The sequence below is a fragment of the Microbispora sp. H10885 genome, assembly GCF_014161415.1.
In the GTDB taxonomy this organism is placed as follows: domain Bacteria; phylum Actinomycetota; class Actinomycetes; order Streptosporangiales; family Streptosporangiaceae; genus Microbispora; species Microbispora triticiradicis.
Map to the genome: position 1 here is coordinate 99,000 of NZ_JABBWY010000018.1, position 24,588 is coordinate 123,587.

The following is a 24,588-nucleotide window of genomic DNA, read 5'->3' on the forward strand; positions in this document are numbered from 1 at the left end:
GATCGACTTCGCGATGTCCAGAGTCCGCATCCGAGACCCGGCGCCCCGGCCGGGCCGGTCACGGGTGGGCCGCGGTCTCGGGTTCGCCGAGCCAGGTGGGGGTGATGCCGAGATTCCGGCAGATGGCCTCGGCGAGGGCGAAAGACTCGGCCGCCTCCTCCGTCCTCCCCCGGCTGCCGGCGACCCGTCCGAGGTGGTGCAGCACGTCGGCCTCGACGATCCGCTCCCCCGCCGCCCTCGCGTGCGCCAGGGCGAGCGTGAGAGTGCGGTGCGCGGTGTCCCATCGCGTCAGGGCGGCCCACGCCCGGCCCATGCCGTACAGGGCGTGGGCCATGCCGACCTGGTCGTCGATGGCCTGGCAGAACTCGTGGACGCGCTCGAACCGGGGCAGTGCCTCGGCCGGTTCGCCGCACTCCAGGCTGAGCTCGCCGAGCCGGTAGTTCACCTGCTGGGCCAGGCGGGCGCCCTGCGCCTTCTGCGCCATCTGCAGGGCCTGCTCCAGATTGATCCGGGCCTCTTCGTGGTTGCCGAGCTGGAGATGGATCTGCCCGATCTGACGGAGCACGAGTGCTTCGTTGCCGACGTCGCCGAGCGCGCTGAGGGCTGCGGCGCTGCGCCGGGCACGGGAGAGGGCGTCCTGGAGCCGGCCCCCGAGACGGTCGAGTACGGCCAGCTTGTGCTCGGTGATGGCCTCGGCGTGCCGGTCGCGCAGCGCCGTGAAGATGGTGGCGGCCTGCCCGATGAAGTTCGCCGCCGCACCATAGTCGTGTCTGTGCAGGCTGAGCTCGCCGAGCTCGGCGAGGATGACCGCCTCGCCGCGGCGGTTGCCGGCGGCCCTGGTGGCGTCGAGGGCGATCTCGTGCGTCTGCTCCCACTCGTCGTGGTGTTTGCGGACCTCCAGGAGAGGTGCGGCGGTCACCGCGAGATCCCAGCAGAGGTCGTCGAAGTCCAGGTGCGCCGCCTGGCGGACCGCTCCCTGGATGTTCGGCAGTTCGGCCTCGCACCAGGTGACGGGATCGACGACGATCTCCCTGAGGTGCTCCTCCGTCATCGGCCGCCGCCGGGCCATGCCGTGCAGCACCAGGTGGTCGTGGCCCGCGAGCTGGGTGTGGGCGTACTCGGTCACCGTCAGCAGGGCTCCGATGGCCCGCTCCAGCGCGGCGCGCACCTCGGCGCAGGGGAGCTGCGCCTGCGCCTGCTGCCGGGCGAAGATGCGGACCAGGTCGTGCAGGCCGTACCGGGGCTGGCCGTGGTCTCCGGCCGCCACGGTGACCAGGTGGCTGTGGGCGAGCTGGTCCAGGAGGTCCTCGGCCTCCCGGAGCGGGCAGTCCAGCAGCGCCGACGCCGCCCATTCCTCGTATTCGACGAGGTCGAGACTGCCGAGCAGCATGAGAAGGAGCCTGGCCCGCGGACCCAGGGCCGCGTAGGAGAGCATCAGGTTGGCGCGCACGTCCAGTTCGCCGTGCACGAGTTCGTCGAGCCGATGGTGCTCTCCGGCCAGCCGGTCGACCATGCGGCGTACGGGCCAGTGCGGCCGGGCGGCGAGCCGCGCGCCCGCGATGCGCAGCGCGAGCGGGTGCCGCCCGCACAGGCGGACGAGCCGCGCGCCGGCCTCGGGGCTGCTCCTCATGCGGTCGTCGCCGAGCATCCGCTGCAGGAAGTCGATCGCCTGCTCCTCGGTGAAGGACTCGAGCTCCAGCCGCCGTATGCCCGGAACGGCGGTGAGGCGGTGCCGGCTCGTGATCAGGACGGCGCAGCCGCTCGTGCCCGGGATGAGCGGCATCACCTGGCTCTCGTCCGCGGCGTCGTCGAGGATCAGCAGCGCACGTCGCTCCGAGAGCACCTCCCGGAGCATCGCGCTGCGTTCCTCGATGTGCTCGGGCAGCCGGTGGTCGGGCACTCCCAGGGTGCGCAGCGAGCCGGCCAGCGCGACGCCCGGCGGGATGCGGCGCGCCGCCTCGGCCCCGCGGAGCGGCACGAAGATCTGCCCGTCCGGAAAGTCCTCCCGCAACCGGTGGGCGACGTGTACGGCCAGGGTGGTCTTGCCCGCGCCTCCCCGGGCGGACACCGCCACGATCGACGGGCCGACCCGGTCACCGGAGGTCAGCCAGCGGGTGATCCGCGCGATCTCCTCGGCCCGGCCGGTGAAGTCGGGGGTGTCGGCCGGGAGGTTGCACGGGCGCGGCGAGGCGGCGGCGGGTTCCTCGCCCGGCGACACGGCCTCCCGCAGGATCGCCTGTTCCTGTTCCCGCAGCTGCGGGCCGGGCTCGATGCCGAGCGACTCGACGAGGAGGGCGCGCGTGTCCCGATAGAGCTGCAGCGCCTCCGCCTGGCGGCCCGACCGGTGCAGCGCCTCCATCAACCGGCCGCGCAGCGACTCACGCAGCGGGAACTCCTCGACGAGCTGGACCAGGACGGGGATCATGTCCGCGTGCCGGCCGAGTGCGAGTTCGTGCTCCACCCACTGGCCGACGGCGGTGAACCGCTGTTCCTCCAGCACCGCGGCCTCCGTACGCAGCGCGGGGCAGTCGTCGAGCCCGGCGAAGGGCACGCCGGTCCACTCGTCCAGCGCCCCGCGGAGGATCTCCGCCGCCCGCGCGACATCGCCGCCGGCGGCCGACTCCTCGCTCCTGGCGACCAGCGCGGAGAACCGCAGGGCGTCCACCTCGGCCGGCCGTACGTGGAGGAGGTAACCGCGGTCGACGCGGGTGATGCGGTGCGGGTCGCCCAACGTCGTCCGGAGGCCGCGGATGTAGGCGCGCAGGTTCGCGGCCGCGGACGCCGGCGGGTCCGACGGCCACAGCCCGTCGATCAGCCGGTCATCCGGTACGGCGGTGTTCGGACAACAGAGCAGGAGGGCCAGGAGCGTTCGCACCTTCTGGCCCTTCAAGGGGACCGGGGAGCCATTCGCCGTCAGCTCCAGCGGTCCGAGTATGCGGAACCGCAGATCTGGGTGCTGCTCTCCCCCGGCCATGGCGGGTAAATACTATGTCAAAACCCTGCGGCCAGCCGGTGAATATGCTTCGCCCCCACTTCAGCGACACGCGGGACGGCTTGACGTCCATGAGAAGCACGCCGAGCACCATGGTCGCGGCGCCCGCCCAGCCCAGCGGCGTCAAACGATCTCCAGCGAGCCAATATCCGAAGACGCCGGCGAAGACGGGTTCCATCCCGAGGATGACGGACACCCGGGTCGGCGAGGTGCGCCGTTGCGCGTACGCCTGAACGAAATAGGCGAAGGCGCTGGCGGCCAGCCCGGTGAACGCGATCGCACCCCAGGCGTCCCATTCGCCGGGCAGGCGGAAATCCTCCTTGATCAGCGCGATGCACAGGGCGACCGTTCCGCACGTCCCCAGTTGCACCGCGACCAGGGCTCCCGTGGGGAAACGGCGGACCGCCCGGTCCATGGCGATGATGTGCAGCGCGAAGCAGAGGCTCGATGCCAGGGTGAGCGCGTCGCCCAGCGGGTGGAAGGCCCCGCCGTAACCCGAGAGGAGCAGCAGGCCCAGGGCGGCGGTCGCGATGCACAGGGCGCTCCAGCGGGTGACCCGCTGACGAAGGAGCAACGCGGCCATGAGCGGGGTGAACACGATGTAGAGACCCGTGATGAAGCCCGAGTTGGACGCGGTCGTGTACGTGAGACCGATCGTCTGGAACGCGTACCCGCCGACCAGCAGCAGGCCCAGACCCGCCCCGACGCCCCATCCCGTACGTGAGAGCCGGCCGATCTGCGCGGCGTACGGCACGGCCACCACACCGGCCGCCAGCAGAAAGCGGAGAGCCACGAACGACCACGGCGGCACGTTTTCGATGGCGTCCTGAATTACGACGAAAGTAAGCCCGAAAACGGCGGCGACCACGACGAGACCCGACTCCGCCATCCATGCGGCCGGCGCGTCCGTCTTCCGCGCGGCGGGCTCTTCGATCGACATCAACGGTTTCCTCCGGGCGACGTGCTGGGACACGAGGCTAAGCGGCCGTTGTATAAGCGCCGTATATGCGGCGCGCACGGTCGCGATGCCCGGTCGCCCGGCACAGGCCCGGAAAGCCTCTGCCGTTATACGAGGAATGTACAGAAATTCGAACTTCGTCCTCTAGCCTCTCCGATGGACGCGAAGTCTCACCTCGCGAAGTCTCACCTGGAGGATCCGACATGGTGATCGGTATCGATCTGGTGCACGCTGCGGTGTGGAGGTTCGACATTCAGCGGAAATCGGGAGCCGGCCGGGCCGCCGACTTCTCCGAAGTCAGCGTCGTCGCCGACCTCGGGGAATTGGCCGTCGACCTTCTCGGGGGAACGGTGGCCGCTCTCGAGAACGGGTTCGAAGGAGACGCGCTCAAGGACCTGGGCCTCGTGCTCGTTCCCGCTCCGGGCGTCGACGGAGCGGTCTTCACTCCAAGGGAGTGCGAGGCCCTCGACCGATACGTCCAGGAGGGGGGCGCGGTGCTGATCCTCGGGGACGGGGAGTGGCCGCAGCCGCCCCAGGGCCCCGCCCCCTTCGGGTTCGCCTCGGGTGATCTCGCGATCGGCGACCCCGCGGATCCGGCGCAGCCCCACGTGCGGCCCTACCAGTTCCCGGCCGAGGTCACCGGTGCGCACCCCGCGCTGGAGGGCGTCACCCGGGCGTACCTCTACCGGCCCAAGCCCGTCAGCGCCCGCTTCCCGCTGACCGGCCTGGTGGAGAAGGACGGCCAGATCTTCCTGGGGGTCGCGCGTCACGGGGCGGGCAGGGTCGCCGTGGTGGGCAACGCCGAGATGTTCGCGCGCCCCTTCCTCGGCCGCGAGGACAACGCGCGGCTCCTGCTCAACCTGCTCTCCTGGCTGCTGGACGGCCGGCACCAGGGGTCGGCCGCCGACCTGGCGGCCGAGGTGACCGGCGCCTACCGGTTCTCCGGCCGGGACTTCTCCCCCACGGAGAACCTGAAGAACGAGCCCGGGCCGCACGTCGTCGACGCCGGTGTCTACGCCCACATGTTCACCGGGCTCGCCGACGGGTTCCTGCGCGACTCGGAGACCGACGAGGAGGCGTTCCTCCGCGAGGCCGAACTGCGGTTCCACGAGATGCCGCGCGTCGTCAGGCAGGCGGTGAGCCGGTTCCGTCAGCACGGCACCGACTCGGGCGTCCTGCTGGTGAAGGGCCTGCCCGTGGACCCCGCGCTTCCCCCCACCCCCGCCGACCCGAAGGCGCGGGTCCGCTTCGCCAGTCCGCTCAGCGAGCTGTGGCTGGCGGCCTTCGCGCAGGCGCTGGGCGAGCCCATCGGCTACCGCCAGGAGAAGAACGGTCTGCTGTTCCAGAACGTGGTGCCGACGCCCCACAACGCCGCGAAGCTCTCCTCCGAGAGCTCGGCCATCCTGCTCGACTACCACACCGAGACGGCGTTCCATCCCTTCATGCCCGACTACGTGCTGCTGCACTGCCTGCGGCCCGACCACGACGGGGCGGCCAAGACGATCAGCGCCAGCCTGCGGATGGCCCTGCCCCGGTTGAGCCTCCGCGAGCGGGCGATCCTCAGCGAGCCCCTCTACCGGACCGGGATCGACTACTCGTTCGGCAGCTCGCACGGCACGAAGGGCAACGGGCCGCTGCTGCGCGTGCTCTACGGCGACCCCTTCGATCCCTATCTCACCGTGGACCCCGACCTCATGATGGGGATCGTGCCCGAGGCGGACGCCGCCCTGAAGCGGCTGCACGCGGTGCTCCACGAGGTCAGGCGGTGGGTGTGCCTCGACACGGGGGACCTGCTGATCGTCGACAACCGCAGGGCGGTCCACGGCCGCTCGGAGTTCACTCCCAGATACGACGGCCGGGACCGATGGCTCCAGCGCGTCTGCGTGGTCCGGGACCTCGTTCCTTCCGCCGGACACCGGAGACTGCGCGGCCGTATCATCGACACCGCGTTCGCCGTCTGATCCCTTTTATGTAAGGACAAGGACCGCGCCATGGGCGAAACCACTTCGGCCCCGAGCACCGTCGTCCTGTTCCCGCAGGGCGTGAGCGTCTGTGAGGCCACCGTCGTCCTCGCGGAGGCCGCCGGCGACGAGGGCCGGGTCGTGATCGTCACCGACCGGACGCCGTTCCACCCGCTCGACCACACCTGGCCCGACCAGCCGGGCGACCGGGGCACCATCACGCTCGGGCGTCAGGAGCACGCCGTCGTGGACGCCGTCACGATGGCGGTCGGGCCCGACGGCACGCTGCACCGGGCGGAGGAGATCCCCGCCCGCCGTACGGACCCGGGCTGGTCCTTCCTGGTCGGTCACGTCCTCGAGACGCCGCCGGACGGGAGCCCGGCGGATCTCGTCGGCGAACAGGTGGGCCTCGCGGTGGACGTGGCGCGGCGATCGAGCCTGAGCGCCGCGCACACCGCCTGCCACCTGATGTCCCTCGCCCTGAACATGGAGCTGCGCGACCTGTGGCGCAAGGTCCCGCGTACGGACTGCCTCGGCAGCCCCGACTTCGACCAGGCGGCGATCACGCGGTCGAGCATCACCCCGTGGGAGAGCGTCGACCGCTACCGCCTCGGCAAGTCGCTCCGCAAGGCGGGCTTCGACGCCGAGGCCCTCCCCGGACGGCTCGACGCGGTACGCGAGGGCGTCACGGCCCGGCTGTCGGAGTGGATCGCCGCCGGCGGGCGGATCACGATCGACACCGAGGGGCCCTGGATCAACTCCCGCCGCTGGTGGGGTTGCGAGCTGCCCCCGGGTCCCGCACGACTCCCCTGCGGTGGCACGCACCTGGGGAATCTCGGCGAGCTGGCCTCGATCGACGTGCGGATAGTGATCGGAGAGGGGGAGCTGGTAGTCAACACTACGGCCAAGCAGTCATGAACCCGGAAGTGGAGGTCAGTCCGTGTTCGATCCGGTCGGCTCGTCCGTCCTCGTCGTAGAACCGGTCTCCGGCGGCGCAGACGTCGCCCGGCTCGCGCACCACCTCGGCATGACAGTTGTGATCGCCTCACAGGACGTGGGCGACTGCGAGATCCCGGCGGAGCTGAGGAAGATCGCCTCAGTGGTGCTCACCGTCGACACCAACGACGAGCAGACGTTGTTCGACGTGGTCGCCGAGCACCACGAGCGCGAACCGCTCGCCGCGGTGCTCCCGGGATGCGATTTCTACGTGGCCACGACGGCCAGGCTCGCGGCGCGTCTGGGACTGCCCGGCCTGCCGGTCGAGACCGTGGACGCCGTACGCAACAAGGCGCGCATGCGCGAGCGGGTCGCCGCCGCCGGACTGCGCACGCCGCGCTTCGCCGAGGCGTCCTCCCCGGAGGCCCTCCGTACGGCGACGGAGATCGTCGGCTTCCCGAACGTCATGAAGCCGGTCGAGTCCTCCGGCAGCATCCACGTGAGCAGGGCCGACGACTGGGCGCAGCTCGCCGCCGCCTACGCCGCCCTGACCGGCGACCGGGAGCTCGACCTCGGCCGCCCGATGGGGCACACCGTCGTCGTCGAGCAGTACGTCGCGGGTGAGGAGGTCAGCGCCGACGGCTACGTCGAGAACGGCCGGGCCACCGTCGTCGCGATCACCAGGACGGTCCTCGGCGCCGAGCCGCGGTTCGTCGAGCTGGGGCACCTGACGCCGGCCGACCTCCCGGACGACGTGACGAAGGAGGTCGTCGCGTACACGGAACAGGTGGTCAGGGCGCTGAACGTGACCGCCGGGCCGTTCCACTGCGAGGTGCGGCTGAGCGACGAGGGCCCGGTCCTGATGGAGCTCGGCGCCCGGTTGCCGGGCGACGGGATCCCCGAGCTGATCCGGCTCGCCACCGGAACCGACCTCGCCGCGGTCATGCTCGCGGCGGGGCTGGGCATCGGCGCCGCGGAGCTGCCGGCGTTCGGCCCGCCCGCCGCGCCGTACGCCGCCGTACGGTTCCTCACGGCCGACGGCCTGCACTCCTACAGCAGGATCCTCGGCTGGGACGAGCTCGACGGCCGGCCCGACGTCATCGGCAAGCAGCTGTTCATCCCGCCCGGCACGCCTATTCCCCAGACCGGCGACTGCCGTTCGCGGCTCGCCTGCGTGCGCTACACCGCGGAGTCGTACGAGGCCGTCCAGGCGTTCTGGAAGAGCCTGGACGACCTGGCGGTGCTCCCGTGAGCGACGTCCTGGACTACGCGGCGGTGGGGGTCGGCCCCGCCAACCTGAGCCTGGCGGCCCTCGGCGCCGACGTGGACGACCTGCGGAGCGTGCACTTCGAGGCGCGCCCCGACTTCTCCTGGCACCCCGGCCTGCTGCTGCCCGAGGCGACCCTCCAGGTCTCGCCGCTCAAGGACCTGGTCACGCTGGTCGACCCGACGAGCCGTTACTCGTTCCTCGCCTTCCTCGCCAACGAGGGCAGGTTGTACCAGTTCCTCACTGCGAAGTTCCCGGCCGTCCTGCGCGCCGAGTTCGACCAGTATCTCCAGTGGGCCTCCCGGAGCATCCCGTCCATCGAGTTCGGCACCGAGGTGCGCGGCGTCCGGGTGCGTGACGGGCACTTCGTCCTCGACACGGGACACGGCGAGGTCACCGCGCGGAACGTGGTGCTCGGGACCGGCCAGGCGCCGTTCGTCCCCGGCTTCCTGCGCCCCCACCTGTGCGCCGACGTGTTCCACGCCGAGGAGTTCCTGTCACGGCCGCGGGAGCTGCCCGACCGCGCCGTGACGGTGATCGGCGGCGGGCAGTCGGGGGCGGAGATCGTCCGCCACCTCATGCGTCTCGACGTGCCCCCGCGCAGCATCACCTGGATCACCCGCAGGCCCGGCTTCCTGCCGATGGACGACTCCCCCTTCACCAACGAGTACTTCTTCCCGGCGTACGCGCGGGAGTTCCACGGGCTGCCCCAGACCCACAAGCAGGAGCTGCTGGCCGAGCAGAAGCTCGCGAGCGACGGGATCGACCTCGCGACGCTCCAGGACGTCTACCGCGAGCGCTACCGGCACGAGTGCCTGCTGGGCCGCAAGGACTGGCTCCGCCTGATGCCCCGGTCGGAGGTCACCGGCTGCGCCCGGCTCTCCGACGGCTGGGAACTGGAGGTGAGTGGCCCGCACGCCTCGGTCGTCCGGTCCGACGTCGTGGTCCTCGCGACCGGGTACGAGTACCGCCTTCCGGACTGCATGAGCGAGCTCGCCCCCCACCTGGCCAGGGCCCCCGAAGGGCTGGTGGTCGGCGACGACTACGCGCTGTCGCTGGACCTGCGGACCTCGGGCCGCGTCTTCCTGCAGAACGGCGCCCGGCACACCTGGGGCATCGCCGACCCCAACCTCAGCCTGCTGGCCTGGCGCAGCGCGGTCATCCTCAACGCGATTCTCGGTTACCGGAGGTACAACACATGAGCCTCCCCCGGCTCGGCTTCGAGGCGCTGCCGCGCGAGTTCGAGGAGCTGGACGAATGGGCCGCGCTCCTCAGGCCGTTCGACGGCGACCGTCCCTTCTCCATGGCGCGCTTCACGGTGGCCGCCGGCGGCGCGACGCCGCCCGACAGCCACGCCGTGAAGGAGATCTGGCTGATCCTCGACGGCGCGGGAACCGTCCGCTACGAGGACCGGCCGTACGAGGTCGGCAAGGGCGATCTGCTGGGTTTCGCGCCCTTCGCCGAGCACGTGGCGATGGCGGACCGCGGCGTCCCGCTCTCCGTGCTGTCGATCTGGTGGGGCACGACCGGATGACCGGCGCGATCCCGGACTTCGACCTCGCGGTCGTCGGAGCCGGCGTCGTCGGCGCCATGACGGGTCACCTCGCCCTGGAGCGGGAACCGGGCCTGCGCGTACTCACGGTGGACCAGCTCCCCCTGAACCAGGGCGGCCTCAACGCGACGGGCCTGTCGGCGGGGCTCGACGTGCCGACGGGGCGGGACGCGCGGCAGCGCGAGCTCGCGGCCCGGAGCACCGCCCTCTACCGGCGGCTCCTGGCCACGCGGCCCGGCCTGCCCGTCCGTTCCCTCGACACCTTCTGGCTGCTGGCGCGCGGCAACGTCGGCCGTCTCCGCGAGACGATGGCCGGCCCTGTCCTGGAGGAGGCCGACCCGGACGCCCTCGACGGCGTCTTCCCCGGGCTCCGCCCGTCCGGCGACCGGGTCCTGCTCCGTTCCGGCGGCTCCTGGCGCGCCGACGTCGCCGGGCTGACCCGCGCTCTCCTCGACGAACAGCGGGGCCGCTCCGGCTGCGCCGTCCGGGAGGACGAGGAGGTCACCTCCCTGCGGCCGTACGGGGACGGGTTCCTCCTGGCCGGCGAGGGCGGGCGGCCGCTCGCGCGGTGCCGTGCGGCGGTCGTCGCCACCGGGCCGTGGGCCCTGCACGGACCGTTCGGCGAGCGGATGCGGGCGGCCGGCCTGCGGATCAAGAAGGTCGCCGCGTTCCACCTGGACCTCCGGCCCGCCGACGACGCGCCCGTGCTGATCTTCGAGGACGACGACGCGTTCCTGCTGCCGCAGCCGGAGAGCGGCCGCTGGCTCTTCAGCTTCACCTCCCAGGAGTGGGGCGGCTCTCCGGTCCTGAGGCCGGCCGCCCTGAGCGGCGGGGACTACAGCGAGGCGGTGCGCGTCCTGCGCCGGTACGCTCCGTCGCTGGCCGGGGCGATCTCCGGCGGGCGTGCCTTCTACGACGGCTACACCCACGACCGGCTGCCGCTGGTCGAGCCGGTGCCCGATCACCCCGGCGTCGTGATCGCGGCCGGCGGCAACGGTTCCGGCTTCCGCCTGGCGCCCGCGATCGCGGAACGAGCCCTCGGTCTTCTCACCCCCGGTCACCTGAACCCCCCGTCACTTGGAACCCAGTCACTTGGAAGTGGTCGCTCATGAGCACTCGCTCCACGGGCCTCATCCGGAACGCGGGCACCCTCCCCCCGCGCCGCTACCTGCTGGTCCCGCCCGAGCCGACCCCCAACGGACGGCTCCACCTGGGGCACATCGCCGGGCCCTACCTGCGGTCGGACATGCTCAGCCGGTTCGCCCGCATGAGGGGCGACCTGCCCCTCACGATCACCGGGATCGACGTCTACGAGCCGTACATGACGCTCAAGTCGGCCGTCGACGGTCGCCCCGAAGGTGAGATCGCCGCCGAGTACCACGCGCTCATCGCCGAGGACCTCGCCGCGATGGACATCGGCCTCGACGCGTTCATCAACCCGGCCGAGGAGCCGTGGCGTGCGGCGTTCGAGGACGAGGTGGCGGGCTGCCTCCGGCGGCTGCGGGAGCGGGGCGCGGTGACGACGCTGCGCGAGCGGGTCCCCTACAGCCCCGCGGCGGGGCGGTTCGCCGTGGGCCCCTGGCTCTCCGGCCGGTGCCCGGACTGCGGCGCCGACGCGGGCAGCTACTTCTGCGAGTCCTGCGGAGGCCACTTCCGCCCCGAGAACCTGCGCGACCCCGAGGGCACGAACGGGGTGGGCCCGCTCCAGTGGCGGGAGATCACCTCGCTGTTCCTGCGCCCGGCGGACCCGCACGACCTGGGGTCGCGGATGGCCGGCATCGGGGTCCCGGCGCGTTACCAGGAGACGGTGAAGCGCTACCTGAGCCGCGAGGGCGGGATGGTCCGCGTCAGCGCCCCGGAGAGCTGGGGGATCCCGCTGGACCAGGTGGACCCCGGCGTGCCGCGGACGCTCTTCCCGTACGCCGGGATCTTCATGTTCGCCCGGCTGACCGGCGCCGTCCACGGCTCGCTGAGCGGCACCGGCGTGAACGCGTTCGACCCGGGCTCGGACGTCGTCACGGTCACCAGCCTCGGCGTCGACAACGTGGTCCCCACACTCGTCTGCATCGTCGGCACGTCGCTGCTCCACGGGGACATGAAGACCTACGACCGCACGCTGATCAACGAGTTCTACGGCCTCGAAGGGGAGAAGTTCTCCACCAGCAGGGGCCACGTCATCGGGGCCGCCGACATCGCCGGCACCCCGAACGTCGACGTCGACGCCGTACGGTACTTCCTCGCCGGGACCCGGCTGGAGGAGCGCCGGGAGAGCATGGAGCCGGAGTCGTTCGTCGAGACGGTCAACCGGCGCCTGGCGGACGGCCTGACGCCCCTGCTGGAAAGAGCCCGCCGTACGCTCGCCGGGATCTCCGTTCCGGAGGCGATCTCGGACGGGCAGCTCGCGCGGCTGGAGGCGCTGCTGGAGCGGCAGCAGTCGGCGCTGGACGGCCCGGTCGTCTCGACCTCCCAGGCGCTGGAGGCCTTCGACGCCTGGTGGCGGAGCGTCGCCGACCTCGAAGAGAGCGCCTACTGGTGGCTGAAGGGCGTGAGCGTCCTCGGATTCCCGATCATGCCCCGGATGGGCCGCCGTATCTGGGAGGATCTCGGCGGGGTGGGAGAACCCCGGCTGGAGGAGTTCCTGGCCCCGACGCCACCGCGCGAGGCCACGGCCCCTCTGGGGTTCGGCGCGATCAGCATCGGCGACCTCGTGCCGGTCCTGCCCGCCACCTCGCGGTACGCCCTGGCCTGACCCCTGCCCCCTGTCACTTCGACCGCCCTGTTGACTCCGACCCACGGAAACGACGATGCCGGACCGCCCGCACTACCTCGTCGTCAACCGCTACGACGACAGCGACGCGGAGTACTTCCGCTACTGCGCCGACCAGCCGTGCGACCTGTCGTACCTGACCCTGCCCATGCGGACGACGGCGCTGGGCCCGGTCGAGCCGGGCCGGGTCGGCACGGTCCCCGATCTGCGGCTCGCCACGTTGGTGCCGGCCGCGCGGGACCTCGCCGAGCGGTACGGGCGGTTCGACGGCGTCGCCGCGCTCTCCGAGTTCGACGTGCTGACGGCGGCGCTGCTGCGCGAGGAGTTCGGCGCGCCGGGCCCGGGCGCGGACCTGGTGCGGGCGTTCAAGGACAAGATCGTGATGAAGGAGCGGCTCGCCAAGCGCGGCCTGCCGGTGCCGCGGTTCATGGAACTGGGCGCCTCCACCACGATCGCCGAGATCACCGCCGGGATCGGTTTCCCGCTCGTCCTCAAACCACGGGCCGAGGCCGGCTCCGTCGGCGTCCGGATCATCCGTGACGAGGAGGAGCTCGCGGCCGAACTCGACGGCCTCGACGTCACGGCGTTCGAGTGCGAGGAGTTCGTCTCCACCGAGATCTACCACGCGGACGGAGTTCTCTCCGGGGGGCTGCCACACTTCCTGAGCGTCTCCGGCTACGTCAACACGCCCCTGGACTTCCTGCGGGGCAGGCCGCTCGGCTCGGCGACGCTGGACCCGGGCCCGCTCCGGGACGAGATCCGGGAGTTCGCCGTCGCGTGTCTCAGGGCTCTCGGCCTGGAGACCGGCTGCTTCCACCTCGAAGTCATCCGCCGGCCCGACGGCGGTCTGGTGTTCCTCGAAGCGGGGATGCGCGCCGGCGGGGCGGAAGTGCCCTACGTCCACCGGGAACTCCACGGCATCGACCTGGTGACGGAGAGCTTCCGCACGGTCCTGGGCGTCCCGCTGGAGTCGGCGGGCGCCCGCTTCGGCGACGCCCCGGCGGGCTGGGTGGTGATGCCCGAACCCGGCCTCCGCCCCGGCCGGGTGGTCCGCCGTACGGCGATGACGGGCACCGTCCCCCAGGTGTACGCCGAGGTGCTGCCGGAGCCGGGGGACGTCTTCGACGGGACCGGCGGCTACTTCCACGTACCCGGGCGCTTCAGGCTGACCGGGCCGGACGAGCGCAGCGTCCGCGCCGCCGCCCGGAGGGTCATGCGGGAGTACGCGGTCGAGTTCGAGCCGGCGGGCCACACACCCTGATGGCCGCGGTCCACTGGCGCAACCTCGCGGAACTGGCCAGATTCGTCCAGTTCCGCAATCAGTTCCTCGCGAGCGCCCTCTCCGCGGCCGGCAGCGCCATGACACCCGTCGCGCTCTCCTTCGGCGTGCTCGACGCCACCGGCTCCGCGGCCGACCTCGGCCTGGTGCTGGCGGCGTACTCGGCGGCTCAGATCGTGTTCATGCTGGGCGGCGGTGTGTGGGCCGATCGCCTGCCGCGCAAGCGCCTGATGGTGCTGTCCGACGGCATCAGCGCGGCCTCACAGATCACGTTCGGCCTGCTCCTGCTCACCGGGCATCCGCCGCTGTGGGCGATGATCGCGCTGCACGGCCTCGCCGGTGCGGCGAGCGCCCTGTTCATGCCCGCGTCGGTCGGCCTGGTCGCCGAGACCGTGCCGCCGCGGCTGCTGCAGGAGGCCAACGCCCTGCTGTCGCTCACCCGCAACGTCTCGGTGAGCGTCGGGCCGATGATCGCGGGAATGGCGGTGGTCCTGGCCGGCGCCGGCTGGGTGCTCGTCGCCGACGGGCTGACCTTCCTGGGCAGCCTGCTGTTCCTCCGCCGGCTGGCGGTCCCCGCCCGGCCCGCGGCCGTGGGCGGCGGTTTCCTCCGTGACTTCCGCGGCGGATGGCAGGAGGTCGCGAAGCGATCGTGGGTCTGGACGGGCATCGCCATGTTCATGATCTTCAACTTCGTCTACTCCTTCCTCTACGTGCTGGGGCCGGTGTCGCTGTCCGGCTCGGACAACGGCGGCCTGCTCTGGGGGGCCGTGACCGCGAGCCTCGGAATCGGCGACGTGCTGGGCAACGCGCTCGCTGTACGGTTCCGGCCGCGCCGCCTGCTGTTCACCGGGCGGCTCATGATGCTGCCGGCGGCCCCGCTGATCGTCGTCCTCGGAACCGCGCCGGAACCGATCCCGCTCATCGTCTGCGGGCTGCTGGCCGGGATCGCGACCACCTTCCCCAACACCCTGTGGGAGACGGCGCTCCAGCAGCACATCCCCAACTCGTCGCTGTCGCGGGTCTCGTCGTTCGACTACGCGGGATCCTTCATCCTGAGACCGGCCGGGCTCGCCGTCACGGCCCTCGCCGCCTCGGCTTTCAACGCCCAGGTGACGTTGACCGCGGGCGCCGCGCTCATCGTCCTGGCCGTGACCGCGAGCCTGCTCGACCGCGGCACCCGCGCACTGGTCCGCAACGAACCGCAGGAGCAGCCGGCCACCTCCGGCACACCAGGCTGAAGCCCGCACCGGCCCAGGACAAGCGCACGGCGGGCGCCATGATGCGCGGACTGTAGACGTCGTCGAACGACGCCAGCGCCTCGGTCAGGTTGACGGGCTTCGTGTTCATGCCACCGATTCCCCCAGTCCCGCCCATTCCGGCGCTCCCATGGCGGCAGGCCCCGGTTCATGGCACGCTGCCCGACCATGGGGATCTTCTTCGATTACTTCAGGGCCGGCACGGACGACGAAGCCCTGGCCGTCCACGACTGGCCTGCCGGTCCCACCTGCCCGCCCGAGGGCACTGAGCCGAAGGACAGCGTCGAAATCAAGGGCATCGACCCGCACGTGATGATGGGCACCCTGGAGGCCCTGCTCACCGGGCACCGGTACGAGGACATCACCGATCGGCCCGGGCACGCCAGGGAACTCACGATCAGCGACGAGGGGGGACAGGCCGTCTTCGCCCTCGCCGACGAGTTCGCCGTGGCGCTCGCGGCGGCCGGCGACGAGGAGATCCGGGCCGTGGCGGACCCATGGTCGCGTACGGAGGAGTTCTGGGGCAACGCGGACCCGGCCGAGCTTGCTGAGATCGTCAGCGACCTGCGCGACCTGGCGGTGCGCGCCGTCGGGCAGGAACAGCACCTCTACTGCTGGATGTCTCTCTGACCGCCGGCTGGCCGCTCGCCACTTTCGAGCAGGTGCTTCAACCGGGCGAGGTCGGCCTGTACGAGGCTCGCGTCGCGGGCGAAATCCTCGTCGGTCATGTCCGCCAGGCGGCGCAGGGTGAACACCACCTCGCAGGCGTCGCCATCCGGGATGACCCGCATCGGGTTGTGGACGACCTCCCCGGAGGGCAGCGTGACCTCGTGGTCGAGGACGCCGTACTCGTTGCGTCCCACGAAGGCGAAACCGGCCCGGCCGGACGGGGTCTCGACGAACCAGCGTCCGTCGACGTCCTCCACCGCGTTTCCGAGCCCCGGCGCCCACTCCGGAAGATTCGCCGGGTCCGAAGCGTATTCGTAGACGTCGGCCGCCGGCCGGTCGATCCACTCGCTGACGTGCCTGGATTGCGAAGCCATGGGCGCCATCATGCCGCAGCGGGTGCGACGACCGGCGGTCAGCCGTTCGCGACCTTGTCGAGGAAGGAGTCGAGGTTGGCCCGGGTGCGGGCGGCCTTCTCCTCCACGGTCAGGGACTCGTCGACGATCCCCGCCCCGGGGGCCTCCTTCTTCCCGCGCAGGTAGAGGGAGCAGTCGAGGTCGGTGCACAGGTACTGCCCGACGGTGTTCCCCTGACGGCCCGCCTCGCCGGTCCGGCGCGCGGTCATCAGCGCCACGCCGCCGCTGGTGTGGGTGGTCAGGCACAGTGAGCACATGCTGCGGGAGGTGAAGGCGCGCGAGGCGCCGGAGGTCACCCGGAGCGCGATGCCGACGAGGGAGCCGTCGCGTTCGGCCACCAGGTACGCCCGCTCCGGTGCGCCCGGGTCCCGCCAGCCGAGGAAGTCGAGGTCCTCCCACGGACGATCCGGGAGGTCCCTGGGCAGCCCGAGACGCTTGGCCTCGCCCTTGGAACAGTTGATGAACGACGTACGCACTTCGTGCTCGGTGACCGGCCTCATGAGCGGCGAGGCTAGTCATTCCTAATGACACTAGGCAAATGGTTAAAACCCATAGGCGATCACGCCGCACCCGTGTCAGGGCCGTACGGCCAGCACCCGGAAGCCGACGCCGCGCGCCGTCCGGGTCACCGACTCGATCCGGAATCCCGCCCGCTCCAGGTACGGCCGGGGATCGCGGGTGAGGTGGTCGGCCTCGAACCGTACGAACAGCGGCTCCACCAGCCGCATTCCGGCCCGGAGGATCGGGTTGCGGGCCGGCCCGTGCTCGGCCAGCACGAACCGCCCGCCCGGCCTGAGCACCCGGTAGGCCTCACGGGCCGCGGCGGCCGGGTCGGGAATCGTGCACATCGTGAACGTGGACAGGACGGTGTCGGCGATCCCGTCGGGCAGGTCGAGGCGCTGCACGTCGCCCTGGCGCAGTTCCACCCGGGCGCCGAGACCGGCCTGCGCCACCCGCCGCCGCGCCAGGTCCAGCATGCGCTCGGACAACTCGATCCCGATCACGGTGGTCCCGGCGTCGTACAGCGGCAGGTTCAGCCCGGTGCCGACCGCGATCTCCACGACGTGTCCGCGCGCCTGCCCGACGGCCCACTCCCGGCTGCCGGGGAACAGACGCCTCTCCCAGGCCCGCATCTGGTCGTCGTACCGATCCGCGATCCGGTCGAACACCCGTCGTACGTCGGCGTCGGTGGTAACCCGCATGAAGCGACCCTTCCGCGTGGAAACTTCGCGAATCACTTCAGGCTAGGCCACGCTGCCGGAGGTGACCGGAATGCCGGAAACTCGGCCGCAAGACCGATCGGAAGCCACCACCGGCCTCACCCGGCCTTAGCGTGGTGAACGTCCCGGTACCCATGGAGCCCCGAACGAGGAGACCTGATGTGCGACCCCGAGCCGGAGGCGCGGTCGTGACCCGTCCGCTCCACGGCGTGCTCGTCGCCGACTTCAGCCGTGTGCTGGCCGGCCCGTCCTGCACGATGACCCTGGCCGACCTGGGCGCGACCGTGATCAAGGTCGAGCGCCCCGGCACCGGAGACGACACCCGTTCGTGGGGACCGCCGTGGTCCGCCACGTCCTCGACGTACTTCGAGAGCGTGAACCGCACCAAGCGGAGCGTCACGCTGGACCTGGACGATCCGGCCGACCTGACGCTCGCCCGCGAGCTGGCCCGGCGCGCCGACGTGTTCGTGGAGAACTTCAGGCCGGGCGCGCTCGACCGGCGCGGGCTGGGTTACGCGCAGGTGGCGGCCGCGAACCCGGGCGTCGTCTACTGCACGATCAGCGGCTTCGGCCCGGGCGCCGGAGCCGGGCTGCTGGGTTACGACTTCATCGTCCAGGCCGTGGGCGGGCTCATGTCGGTCACCGGCGCGGCCGACGGGGAGCCGGCGAAGGCCGGCGTGGCCCTGGTCGACGTGCTGACCGGCAAGGACGCGGCCATCGGGATCCTGGCCGCGCTGACCGCCCGGGCGAACACCGGCAGGGGATGCCACGTCGAGGTGAACCTGCTGTCCAGCCTGCTGGCCGCGCTGGTCAACCAGGCCCAGGGCTACCTGGAGACCGGCGTGCCGCCGGGGCGGATGGGCAACCGCCACCCCTCCATCGCGCCGTACGAGACCCTGCGCTGCCGGGACGGCCTGCTCGCCGTGGCCTGCGGCAACGACGGGCAGTTCGCCCGGCTGACCCGCGTGCTCGGCGATCCCGGCCTGGCCACCGACGAACGCTTCGCGACGAACGCCGCCAGAGTGGCCAACCGCGAGGAACTCGTCGCGGCGCTGGAAGGCCTCCTCGCCGCCGCCGACGCGGCCGAATGGCAGGAACGGCTGACCGCCGAGCAGGTGCCGGCGGGCTGCGTCGCCGACATCGCCGAGGCGTTCGGCCTGGCGGAGCGCCTCGGCCTGACGCCGGCCGTACGCCCCCGGCCGGACCGCGCGCCGCAGGTGCGCCACCCCGTGAGCTACTCCGAGGACCTGGTCCGCCCGGCGGAGCCGCCTCCGGCGCTCGGCGAGCACGACGCCGCCGTACGCGCCTGGCTCGCCTCGGCCGGCGGGTCGCTCGCGGATCTCGATCCGGTCGATCCGGCCACGCCGCCTCCCGTCGACGTCTCCGGTGCTCGGGGGGAGGTCCCGCGCACCGGAGGCGTCAGGGGTGGCTGATCAGGAGTTGTGGATCAGGGGCTGGTGCAGGTGGCGGTGGGGGTGGCCGCGGTGCCGTTGGCGGTGAAGCCGAACGTCGTGGACGCGCCCGCCGCGATCGAGCCGTTGTAGGACTCGTTGGTGACCGTCACCGAGGAACCGGACGAACTCTGCCGGCCGTTCCACAGGCTGCTGATGGTCTGGCCGCCCGGCCAGGTCCACTTCACGGTCCAGCCGTTGACCGCCGAGCTGCCCGCCTGCACCGTCACCTCGGACTGGAACCCGCCGCCCCAGCTGTTGATCGTCTTGATCGTCGCCGAGCATCCGCCGGGAGCCGGGGACGTCGACGGCGAGGCCGACGGGCTCGCGCTGGGACTCGCGCTCGGACTGGCGCTCGGGCTCGCACTGGGACTGGCGCTGGGGCTGGCGCTGGGGCTGGCGCTGGGGCTCTGGGACGGCGAAGCACTGGGTGACGGGCTCGTGCTGGGGGTCGCCGCGTTGAGCGCGTTCAGGACCGAGGTGTAGGCCTGCTTCTTGTTGAAGTTCCCGTCGAACAGCAGCGGGGTGTCGCCGCTGCGCCATGACCACTTGTCGGTGATGCCCCACACGGTGATGCCGGTGCAACGCGGCACGGCCGTGCAGGCCTGGACGACACGGCGGTAGGCGTCGGCCTGGGTGGAGCCCGAACCGCCGACGTCGAGCTCGGTGATCTGCACGTCGACGCCGAGCGCGGCGAACTGCGCGATGTTCTGCTGGTAGTTCGACGGCGGGTTGCCGAAGTGCGACTGCAGGCCCACGCAGTCGATCGGCACGCCACGCGCCTTGAAGTCCTTCACCATGTTGTAGACGCCCTGCGTCTTGGCGGCGGTGGCGCTGTCGATGTTGTAGTCGTTGTAGCAGAGCTTCACGTTCGGGTCGGCGGCCCGCGCGGCGCGGAAGGCCTCCTCGATGAAGCCCTTGCCCAGTTTCTGGGTGAAGATCGAGTCGCGCAGCGTGCCGACCGCGCCGCCGTCGGCGAACGCCTCGTTGACCACGTCCCAGGCGAAGACCTTGCCCTTGTAGTGGTTCATGACCTGGGTGATGTGGTTGGTCATCGCCGAGCGCAGGTCACTGGCCGACATGTTGTTGTTGATCCAGCTGGGCAGCTGGGCGTGCCACACCAGGGTGTGACCGCGGACCTTCATGCCCTTGCTGACCGCGTGGTTGACGATCTGGTCGGCCGAGCCCCAGTTGAACGAGTTGCGGGACGGCTCGATCGGCCCCCACTTCATCTCGTTCTCCGCGGTGACCCCGTTGAACTCCCGGTCCCACGTCGCCACGTAGGTCGAGTCGTTCAGGTGGCCGGCCGCGATCGCGGTGCCGAAGTAACGGCCGCTCTGCGCGGCGGCCGCCCCGAGGGTGCTCGCCGCGGCATTGGCCGGGAGGGTGGCCGACAGGGCCGTCACCACCCCGAGTACGCCGAGAGCCCCGGCGGCCAGCACCCGGCGGGAACCGCTGAGCGGTCGCCTGGCGCCACCGGCGGATAGGGGGAAATCGCTCATGCCTGAGCCTCCACTGCTGCATCACTGAAAGGGAAACGCGAGGACGAGCCCCTGCGGGGACGACGATCGGCGTCACGAACGGCGGCCTCCGCCGTCCACCACCAGGTCCGGCAGAAAGAGGCCGCTTCGGAAAGTCAGTCTGGAAATCTCCACGAAACGTGTCAAGACTGCGTCGGAGAGGCTGGAGCCGTCTCCCTGCCGCAGCCGCACGCGCCGGGCGCGTGGCACGCACCGCCACCGCGCTTTCCCGCCGCCTCGTCATCCGTTTCGGGACGGTGCCGGCTTGATGAATGTTTCAGCACCCCGCCCACCTCGGCATGTGCGCCGCCCGCCCATCGGAGCAGTTGAGGCCCGCCCGGCGGCACGGCGCCCGGGCGGGCGGATCCGGCTCGCTTGACGGGACCTGACCCCGTCGTATTGGCTCCGCCGCACCACCACCGACATCGACGCCTATGAGAAGGGCGGGCCCGGCAGCGTACGTGTGAGCGTTAACAAGCCTTGACTCGCCTTCGCGCACGGAGGCGGGGTGATCCCCCGCCGCAGAGGGCCGCCGAGGCTCCGGTCGGCGCGCCGACGCGCCGCCCGCCTCGCACCCGTGCTCGGTTCCCGCAAGCCCCAAGCACCATCCGCGGCCACGACAGCCAGTGTGAGCGTTAACAGAAGATTTCTCCTAATAGATCACATTCTTCGGGAGTACTGATGAAGATCCCTCGCGTTCGGCTCTGGCCCACCGTCGGCGTCGACGCCACGGCCGGCACCACCATGCTCGTGCGGACGAGGCGGTTGGCCGCGATCCTCCTGGCTCTCGCCCTGCCGGTGCTCGGTACGGTGCTGGGGGCGGGCGCCGCGAGCGCGGAGTCCAACGGCGGGGTTCGGGTGATGCCGCTGGGCGACTCGATCACCGAGGGCACCCAGGTGCCGGGCGGCTACCGGATCGGGCTGTGGCAGCGCCTGGCCGCCGGCCGCTACACCGTGGACTTCGTCGGCTCGCAGTACAACGGGCCGGGCAACCTGGGCGACCACGACCACGAGGGCCACCCCGGCTGGCGGATCGACCAGATCGACGCCAACATCACCGGCTGGCTGCGCAGCTACACCCCCCGCACCGTGCTGCTGCACATCGGCACCAACGACGTGCTGCAGAACTACAACGTCTCCTCCGCCCCCCAGCGGCTGTCCACCCTGATCGACCACATCACCTCGGCCGCGCCCAACGCCGAGGTGTTCGTCGCCACGATCATCCCGCTGTCGAACTCCGGCCAGGAGTCGGCCGCCCGCACCTTCAACGCCGCCGTCCCCGGCATCGTGCAGTCGAAGGTCAACAGCGGCAAGCACGTCCACCTGGTCGACATGCACAGCAAGCTCACCACCGGCGACCTCATCGACGGCATCCACCCCACCGCGAACGGCTACGACAAGATGGCCGCCGCCTGGTACGCCGCCCTCCAGTCGGTCCCGGGCAGCCTCGGCCAGGCGCCCAGCCCGAGCCCCAGCCCGTCGGCGAGCCCCAGCGCGAGTCCCAGCGCCAGCCCGTCGGCGAGCCCCTCGACGAGCCCTTCGACGGGCCCGACGCCGGGCAACAGGTCGTGCTTGGCCAGGTACACGCTGACCGGGCAGTGGCAGGGCGGTTTCCAGGCCGACGTGACCGTCACCGCGGGCGGATCGCCCATTTCCTCCTGGACCGTCGCCTGGCGGTTCAGCGACGGCCAGACGGTCACCCAGTCGTGGAACGCCACGATCACCTCAAGTGGATCAGAGGTCACCGCCCGGAACGTGAGCTACAACGGCGCGCTCGGCGCCGGCGCGAGCACGCAGTTCGGCTTCCTCGGCAGCTCGAACGGCGCCAACAGCGTGCCGTCCGTGACCTGCACCGCGATCTGACGAACTTGGCAGCCGGGCGGCTCCCGGGCCGGTGAGGCCCGGGAGCCTCCGCGCACGAAAGGACCTCCTGTGAAACGAAGGCTCAGATCCATACTGGCCGCCGCCTCGTTGCCCCTGGTACTCGTCGGCATGCTGCTGGCCGCCCACCCCGCCGCGGCCGCCTCGCTCACCCGCATCACCGGGTTCGGCACCAACCCGACCAACCTCAACATGTACCTCTACGTCCCCGACCGGGTCGCCGCCCGCCCCGGTCTGCTGGTCCTGGTCCACTACTGCGGCGGCTCGGCCAGCGCGATCTTCAACGGCAACGGCCACGACTACGTCACCGCCGCCGACCGCTACGGCTACATCATCGTGGTCCCCGAGGCCACCCGCAGCGAGAAGTGCTTCGACGTGTCCACCCCCGCAGCACTGCGCCGCGACGGCGGCAGCGACTCCACCGGCATCATGGCCATGGTCAACTACACCCGCCAGCGCTACAACGTCGACCCCGGCCGCATCGTGGTCAGCGGCTTCTCCTCCGGCGCCATGATGACCAACGTCCTGGCCGCCGAATACCCCGACGTGTTCTCCGCCGCCTCCGCCTTCTCCGGCGTCCCGGCCGGCTGCTTCGCCACCACCAACGGGTCGCTCTGGAACAGCCAGTGCTCCGGCGGCCAGATCATCAAAACCGCCCAGCAGTGGGGCGACCAGGCCCGCGCCATGTACCCCGGATACACCGGCCGCTACCCCCGCATGCAGCTGTGGCACGGCACCACCGACACCACCCTGCACTACAACAACTTCGGTGAAGAGATCAAGCAGTGGACCAACCTCAACGGGTTGAGCCAGACCCCCGCCTTCACCGACCACCCCCAGTCCTCCTGGACCCGGACCCGGTACGGCAACACCGGCACCCAGGCCACCGTCGAGGGCATCAGCATCTCCGGCGTCGGCCACCAGCTCCCCATGAGCGGCCAGCTCGCCTACGCCATCTCCTTCCTCGGCCTCGACGCGCCGAGCACCTCCATGTCGCCGTCGCCGTCTCCGTCCGCGTCTCCCACGCGGTCTCCGTCGCCCTCGCCGTCGCCCTCCCCGTCGCCCTCGCCGTCGGCCTCCCCGTCGCCGTCGCCGAGCGCCTCCCCGAGCACCTCGCCGTCCGGTCAGCCGGGCGCCTGCCGCGTCAGCGCGACCGTCAACAGCTGGGCCAACGGCCTGACCGAGGACATCACCGTCACCAACACCGGCTCGTCCGCCGTCAACGGCTGGTCGCTGGCCTTCACCCTGCCCGGCGGGCAGACCATCACCAACGGCTGGAACGCCACCTACTCGCCCACCAGCGGCCAGGTCACGGCGACCAACGTGAGCTACAACGGCTCGATCCCGCCCGGCGGCTCCGTCCAGATCGGCTTCCAGGCCACGCACACCGGCAACGCCGGCAAGCCCACCTCGTTCACGCTGAACGGCGCCACCTGCACCGTGTCCTGACGACACAGCCCAAGACCCATACTCTGGAGGACTTCAGTGCCCCCCATTCGACATCGGCGCTGGCTCGCGGCCGCGATGGCCGCCGCGCTCGGCGCTCTCGGAGTCACGACCGCAGGCACGGCCCAGGCCGCCGCGGGCTGCGAGGTCACCTACACGGTGACCAGTTCGTGGCCGGGCGGCTTCGGCGCCGACGTGAAGGTGTCCAACCTGGGCGACCCGATCAACGGCTGGAAGCTGACCTGGACGTTCACCGCCGGGCAGACCATCACCCAGCTCTGGAACGGCACCCACACCCAGTCGGGCGCGCAGGTCACGGTGAGCGACGCGGGCTACAACGCGTCGATTCCCACCGGCGGCAGCACGAGCTTCGGCTTCAACGGCGGGCTGAGCGGCTCGGCCAACCCGGTGCCGACGAACTTCGCCGTCAACGGCACCGCCTGCACCGGCACCGTGACCAGCAGCCCCTCGCCCAGCCCGTCGCCGAGCCCCAGCGCCAGCCCGTCGCAGAGCCCTTCACAGAGCCCGTCCCCCAGTCCGTCACCCAGCCCGTCCCCCAGCCCGTCGCCGAGTGCCTCGCCCAGCCCGTCGCCGAGTCCGTCGGCCACTCCGAGCGGGCCGTGGCCGCCGTCGTCGACGTACTCCAACCCGGTGCTGTGGGACGACCTGGCCGACATCGACATCATCCGGGTCGGTGACACCTACTACTACTCCGCCTCCACGATGCACTACTCGCCCGGCGCGCCGGTCCTGCGCTCCTACGACCTGGTGCACTGGGAGTACGCCGGCCACTCGGTGCCCAAGCTCGACTTCGGCAACAAGTACGACCTCAACGGCGGCCGCGGCTACGTCAACGGCATCTGGGCGTCGTTCCTGAACTACCGGCCCAGCAACAAGACCTTCTACTGGGGCGGCTGCATCGACTTCAGCAAGACCTACATCTACACCGCGACCTCCGTCGAAGGCCCGTGGAACCGGCACACCACGATCAACAAGTGCTACTACGACGCCGGCCTGCTC

At 71.3% G+C, this 24,588-nt stretch carries 20 protein-coding genes; 14 read left to right on the forward strand and 6 right to left on the reverse strand.

The window, feature by feature from the left end; translation table 11 throughout:
• Positions 1-58: 58 nt before the first annotated feature.
• Complete coding sequence (locus HHX37_RS34430; protein WP_182888069.1) at positions 59-2,875, reverse strand: AfsR/SARP family transcriptional regulator; 2,817 nt, start codon at positions 2,873-2,875, stop codon at positions 59-61.
• Positions 2,820-3,932 carry a DMT family transporter gene (locus HHX37_RS34435; protein WP_182888070.1) on the reverse strand — a complete coding sequence of 371 codons (1,113 nt, stop codon included), beginning with the start codon at positions 3,930-3,932 and terminating at the stop codon, positions 2,820-2,822. The genes HHX37_RS34430 and HHX37_RS34435 overlap by 56 nt, the downstream gene beginning before the upstream one ends.
• 221 nt (positions 3,933-4,153) lie before the next feature.
• Here HHX37_RS34435 and HHX37_RS34440 point away from each other — a divergent pair, with 221 nt between their 5' ends.
• From HHX37_RS34440 to HHX37_RS34485, 10 genes are all read left to right on the forward strand, one after another.
• Positions 4,154-5,911: a TauD/TfdA family dioxygenase gene (locus tag HHX37_RS34440; RefSeq protein ID WP_182877826.1), complete on the forward strand. Its 1,758-nt coding sequence runs from the start codon at positions 4,154-4,156 to the stop codon at positions 5,909-5,911.
• Positions 5,912-5,941: 30 nt separating this feature from the next.
• The gene (locus tag HHX37_RS34445) at positions 5,942-6,829 is read left to right on the forward strand and encodes a metal-dependent hydrolase (protein ID WP_182888071.1); all 888 of its coding nucleotides are present in this window, start codon (positions 5,942-5,944) and stop codon (positions 6,827-6,829) included.
• A gap of 22 nt (positions 6,830-6,851) precedes the next feature.
• On the forward strand, positions 6,852-8,099 hold the full coding sequence (locus tag HHX37_RS34450) for an ATP-grasp domain-containing protein (RefSeq protein WP_182888072.1): 1,248 nt from the start codon (positions 6,852-6,854) through the stop codon (positions 8,097-8,099).
• Positions 8,096-9,316 (forward strand): lysine N(6)-hydroxylase/L-ornithine N(5)-oxygenase family protein, encoded by a 1,221-nt coding sequence (locus HHX37_RS34455; protein WP_182888073.1) that lies wholly within the window; start codon positions 8,096-8,098, stop codon positions 9,314-9,316. The genes HHX37_RS34450 and HHX37_RS34455 overlap by 4 nt, the downstream gene beginning before the upstream one ends.
• A complete protein-coding gene (locus HHX37_RS34460) occupies positions 9,313-9,648 on the forward strand; it encodes a cupin domain-containing protein (protein WP_182888074.1) in 336 nt (111 codons plus the stop codon). Before HHX37_RS34455 ends, HHX37_RS34460 begins: the two co-directional genes overlap by 4 nt.
• The gene (locus tag HHX37_RS34465) at positions 9,645-10,778 is read left to right on the forward strand and encodes an NAD(P)/FAD-dependent oxidoreductase (protein ID WP_182888075.1); all 1,134 of its coding nucleotides are present in this window, start codon (positions 9,645-9,647) and stop codon (positions 10,776-10,778) included. The genes HHX37_RS34460 and HHX37_RS34465 overlap by 4 nt, the downstream gene beginning before the upstream one ends.
• Positions 10,775-12,415 carry a class I tRNA ligase family protein gene (locus tag HHX37_RS34470; RefSeq protein WP_182888076.1) on the forward strand — a complete coding sequence of 547 codons (1,641 nt, stop codon included), beginning with the start codon at positions 10,775-10,777 and terminating at the stop codon, positions 12,413-12,415. The genes HHX37_RS34465 and HHX37_RS34470 overlap by 4 nt, the downstream gene beginning before the upstream one ends.
• Positions 12,416-12,470: 55 nt before the next feature.
• Positions 12,471-13,694, forward strand: coding sequence for an ATP-grasp domain-containing protein (locus HHX37_RS34475; RefSeq protein WP_182888077.1), 1,224 nt, complete (start codon positions 12,471-12,473; stop codon positions 13,692-13,694).
• Positions 13,694-14,950: an MFS transporter gene (locus HHX37_RS34480; RefSeq protein ID WP_182888078.1), complete on the forward strand. Its 1,257-nt coding sequence runs from the start codon at positions 13,694-13,696 to the stop codon at positions 14,948-14,950. Before HHX37_RS34475 ends, HHX37_RS34480 begins: the two co-directional genes overlap by 1 nt.
• Positions 14,951-15,136: 186 nt before the next feature.
• Positions 15,137-15,598, forward strand: coding sequence for a hypothetical protein (locus HHX37_RS34485; RefSeq protein WP_182888079.1), 462 nt, complete (start codon positions 15,137-15,139; stop codon positions 15,596-15,598).
• On the opposite strand, the gene HHX37_RS34490 is transcribed toward HHX37_RS34485, so the two are convergent.
• From HHX37_RS34490 to HHX37_RS34500, 3 genes are all read right to left on the reverse strand, one after another.
• Positions 15,577-16,011 (reverse strand): SRPBCC family protein, encoded by a 435-nt coding sequence (locus HHX37_RS34490; RefSeq protein WP_182888080.1) that lies wholly within the window; start codon positions 16,009-16,011, stop codon positions 15,577-15,579. The genes HHX37_RS34485 and HHX37_RS34490 overlap by 22 nt on opposite strands.
• 38 nt (positions 16,012-16,049) lie before the next feature.
• Positions 16,050-16,550 carry an FBP domain-containing protein gene (locus HHX37_RS34495; protein ID WP_138460588.1) on the reverse strand — a complete coding sequence of 167 codons (501 nt, stop codon included), beginning with the start codon at positions 16,548-16,550 and terminating at the stop codon, positions 16,050-16,052.
• A gap of 75 nt (positions 16,551-16,625) precedes the next feature.
• Positions 16,626-17,252 (reverse strand): class I SAM-dependent methyltransferase, encoded by a 627-nt coding sequence (locus HHX37_RS34500; RefSeq protein ID WP_182888081.1) that lies wholly within the window; start codon positions 17,250-17,252, stop codon positions 16,626-16,628.
• 206 nt (positions 17,253-17,458) lie between these two features.
• Between HHX37_RS34500 and HHX37_RS34505 the strand changes: the two genes are divergently transcribed.
• Complete coding sequence (locus HHX37_RS34505) at positions 17,459-18,703, forward strand: CoA transferase (RefSeq protein WP_310740667.1); 1,245 nt, start codon at positions 17,459-17,461, stop codon at positions 18,701-18,703.
• A gap of 14 nt (positions 18,704-18,717) precedes the next feature.
• On the opposite strand, the gene HHX37_RS34510 is transcribed toward HHX37_RS34505, so the two are convergent.
• Positions 18,718-20,223 (reverse strand): endo-1,4-beta-xylanase, encoded by a 1,506-nt coding sequence (locus HHX37_RS34510; protein WP_182888083.1) that lies wholly within the window; start codon positions 20,221-20,223, stop codon positions 18,718-18,720.
• A 699-nt stretch (positions 20,224-20,922) separates the two neighbouring features.
• On the opposite strand from HHX37_RS34510, the gene HHX37_RS37440 reads away from it, so the two are divergent.
• From HHX37_RS37440 to HHX37_RS36040, 3 genes are all read left to right on the forward strand, one after another.
• A complete protein-coding gene (locus HHX37_RS37440; protein ID WP_259403289.1) occupies positions 20,923-22,104 on the forward strand; it encodes a cellulose binding domain-containing protein in 1,182 nt (393 codons plus the stop codon).
• A 69-nt stretch (positions 22,105-22,173) separates the two neighbouring features.
• The gene (locus HHX37_RS34520; protein WP_310740668.1) at positions 22,174-23,571 is read left to right on the forward strand and encodes a PHB depolymerase family esterase; all 1,398 of its coding nucleotides are present in this window, start codon (positions 22,174-22,176) and stop codon (positions 23,569-23,571) included.
• Positions 23,572-23,607: 36 nt separating this feature from the next.
• The coding region (locus HHX37_RS36040) for a cellulose binding domain-containing protein (RefSeq protein WP_220503386.1) at positions 23,608-24,588 on the forward strand (981 nt) is incomplete at its 3' end.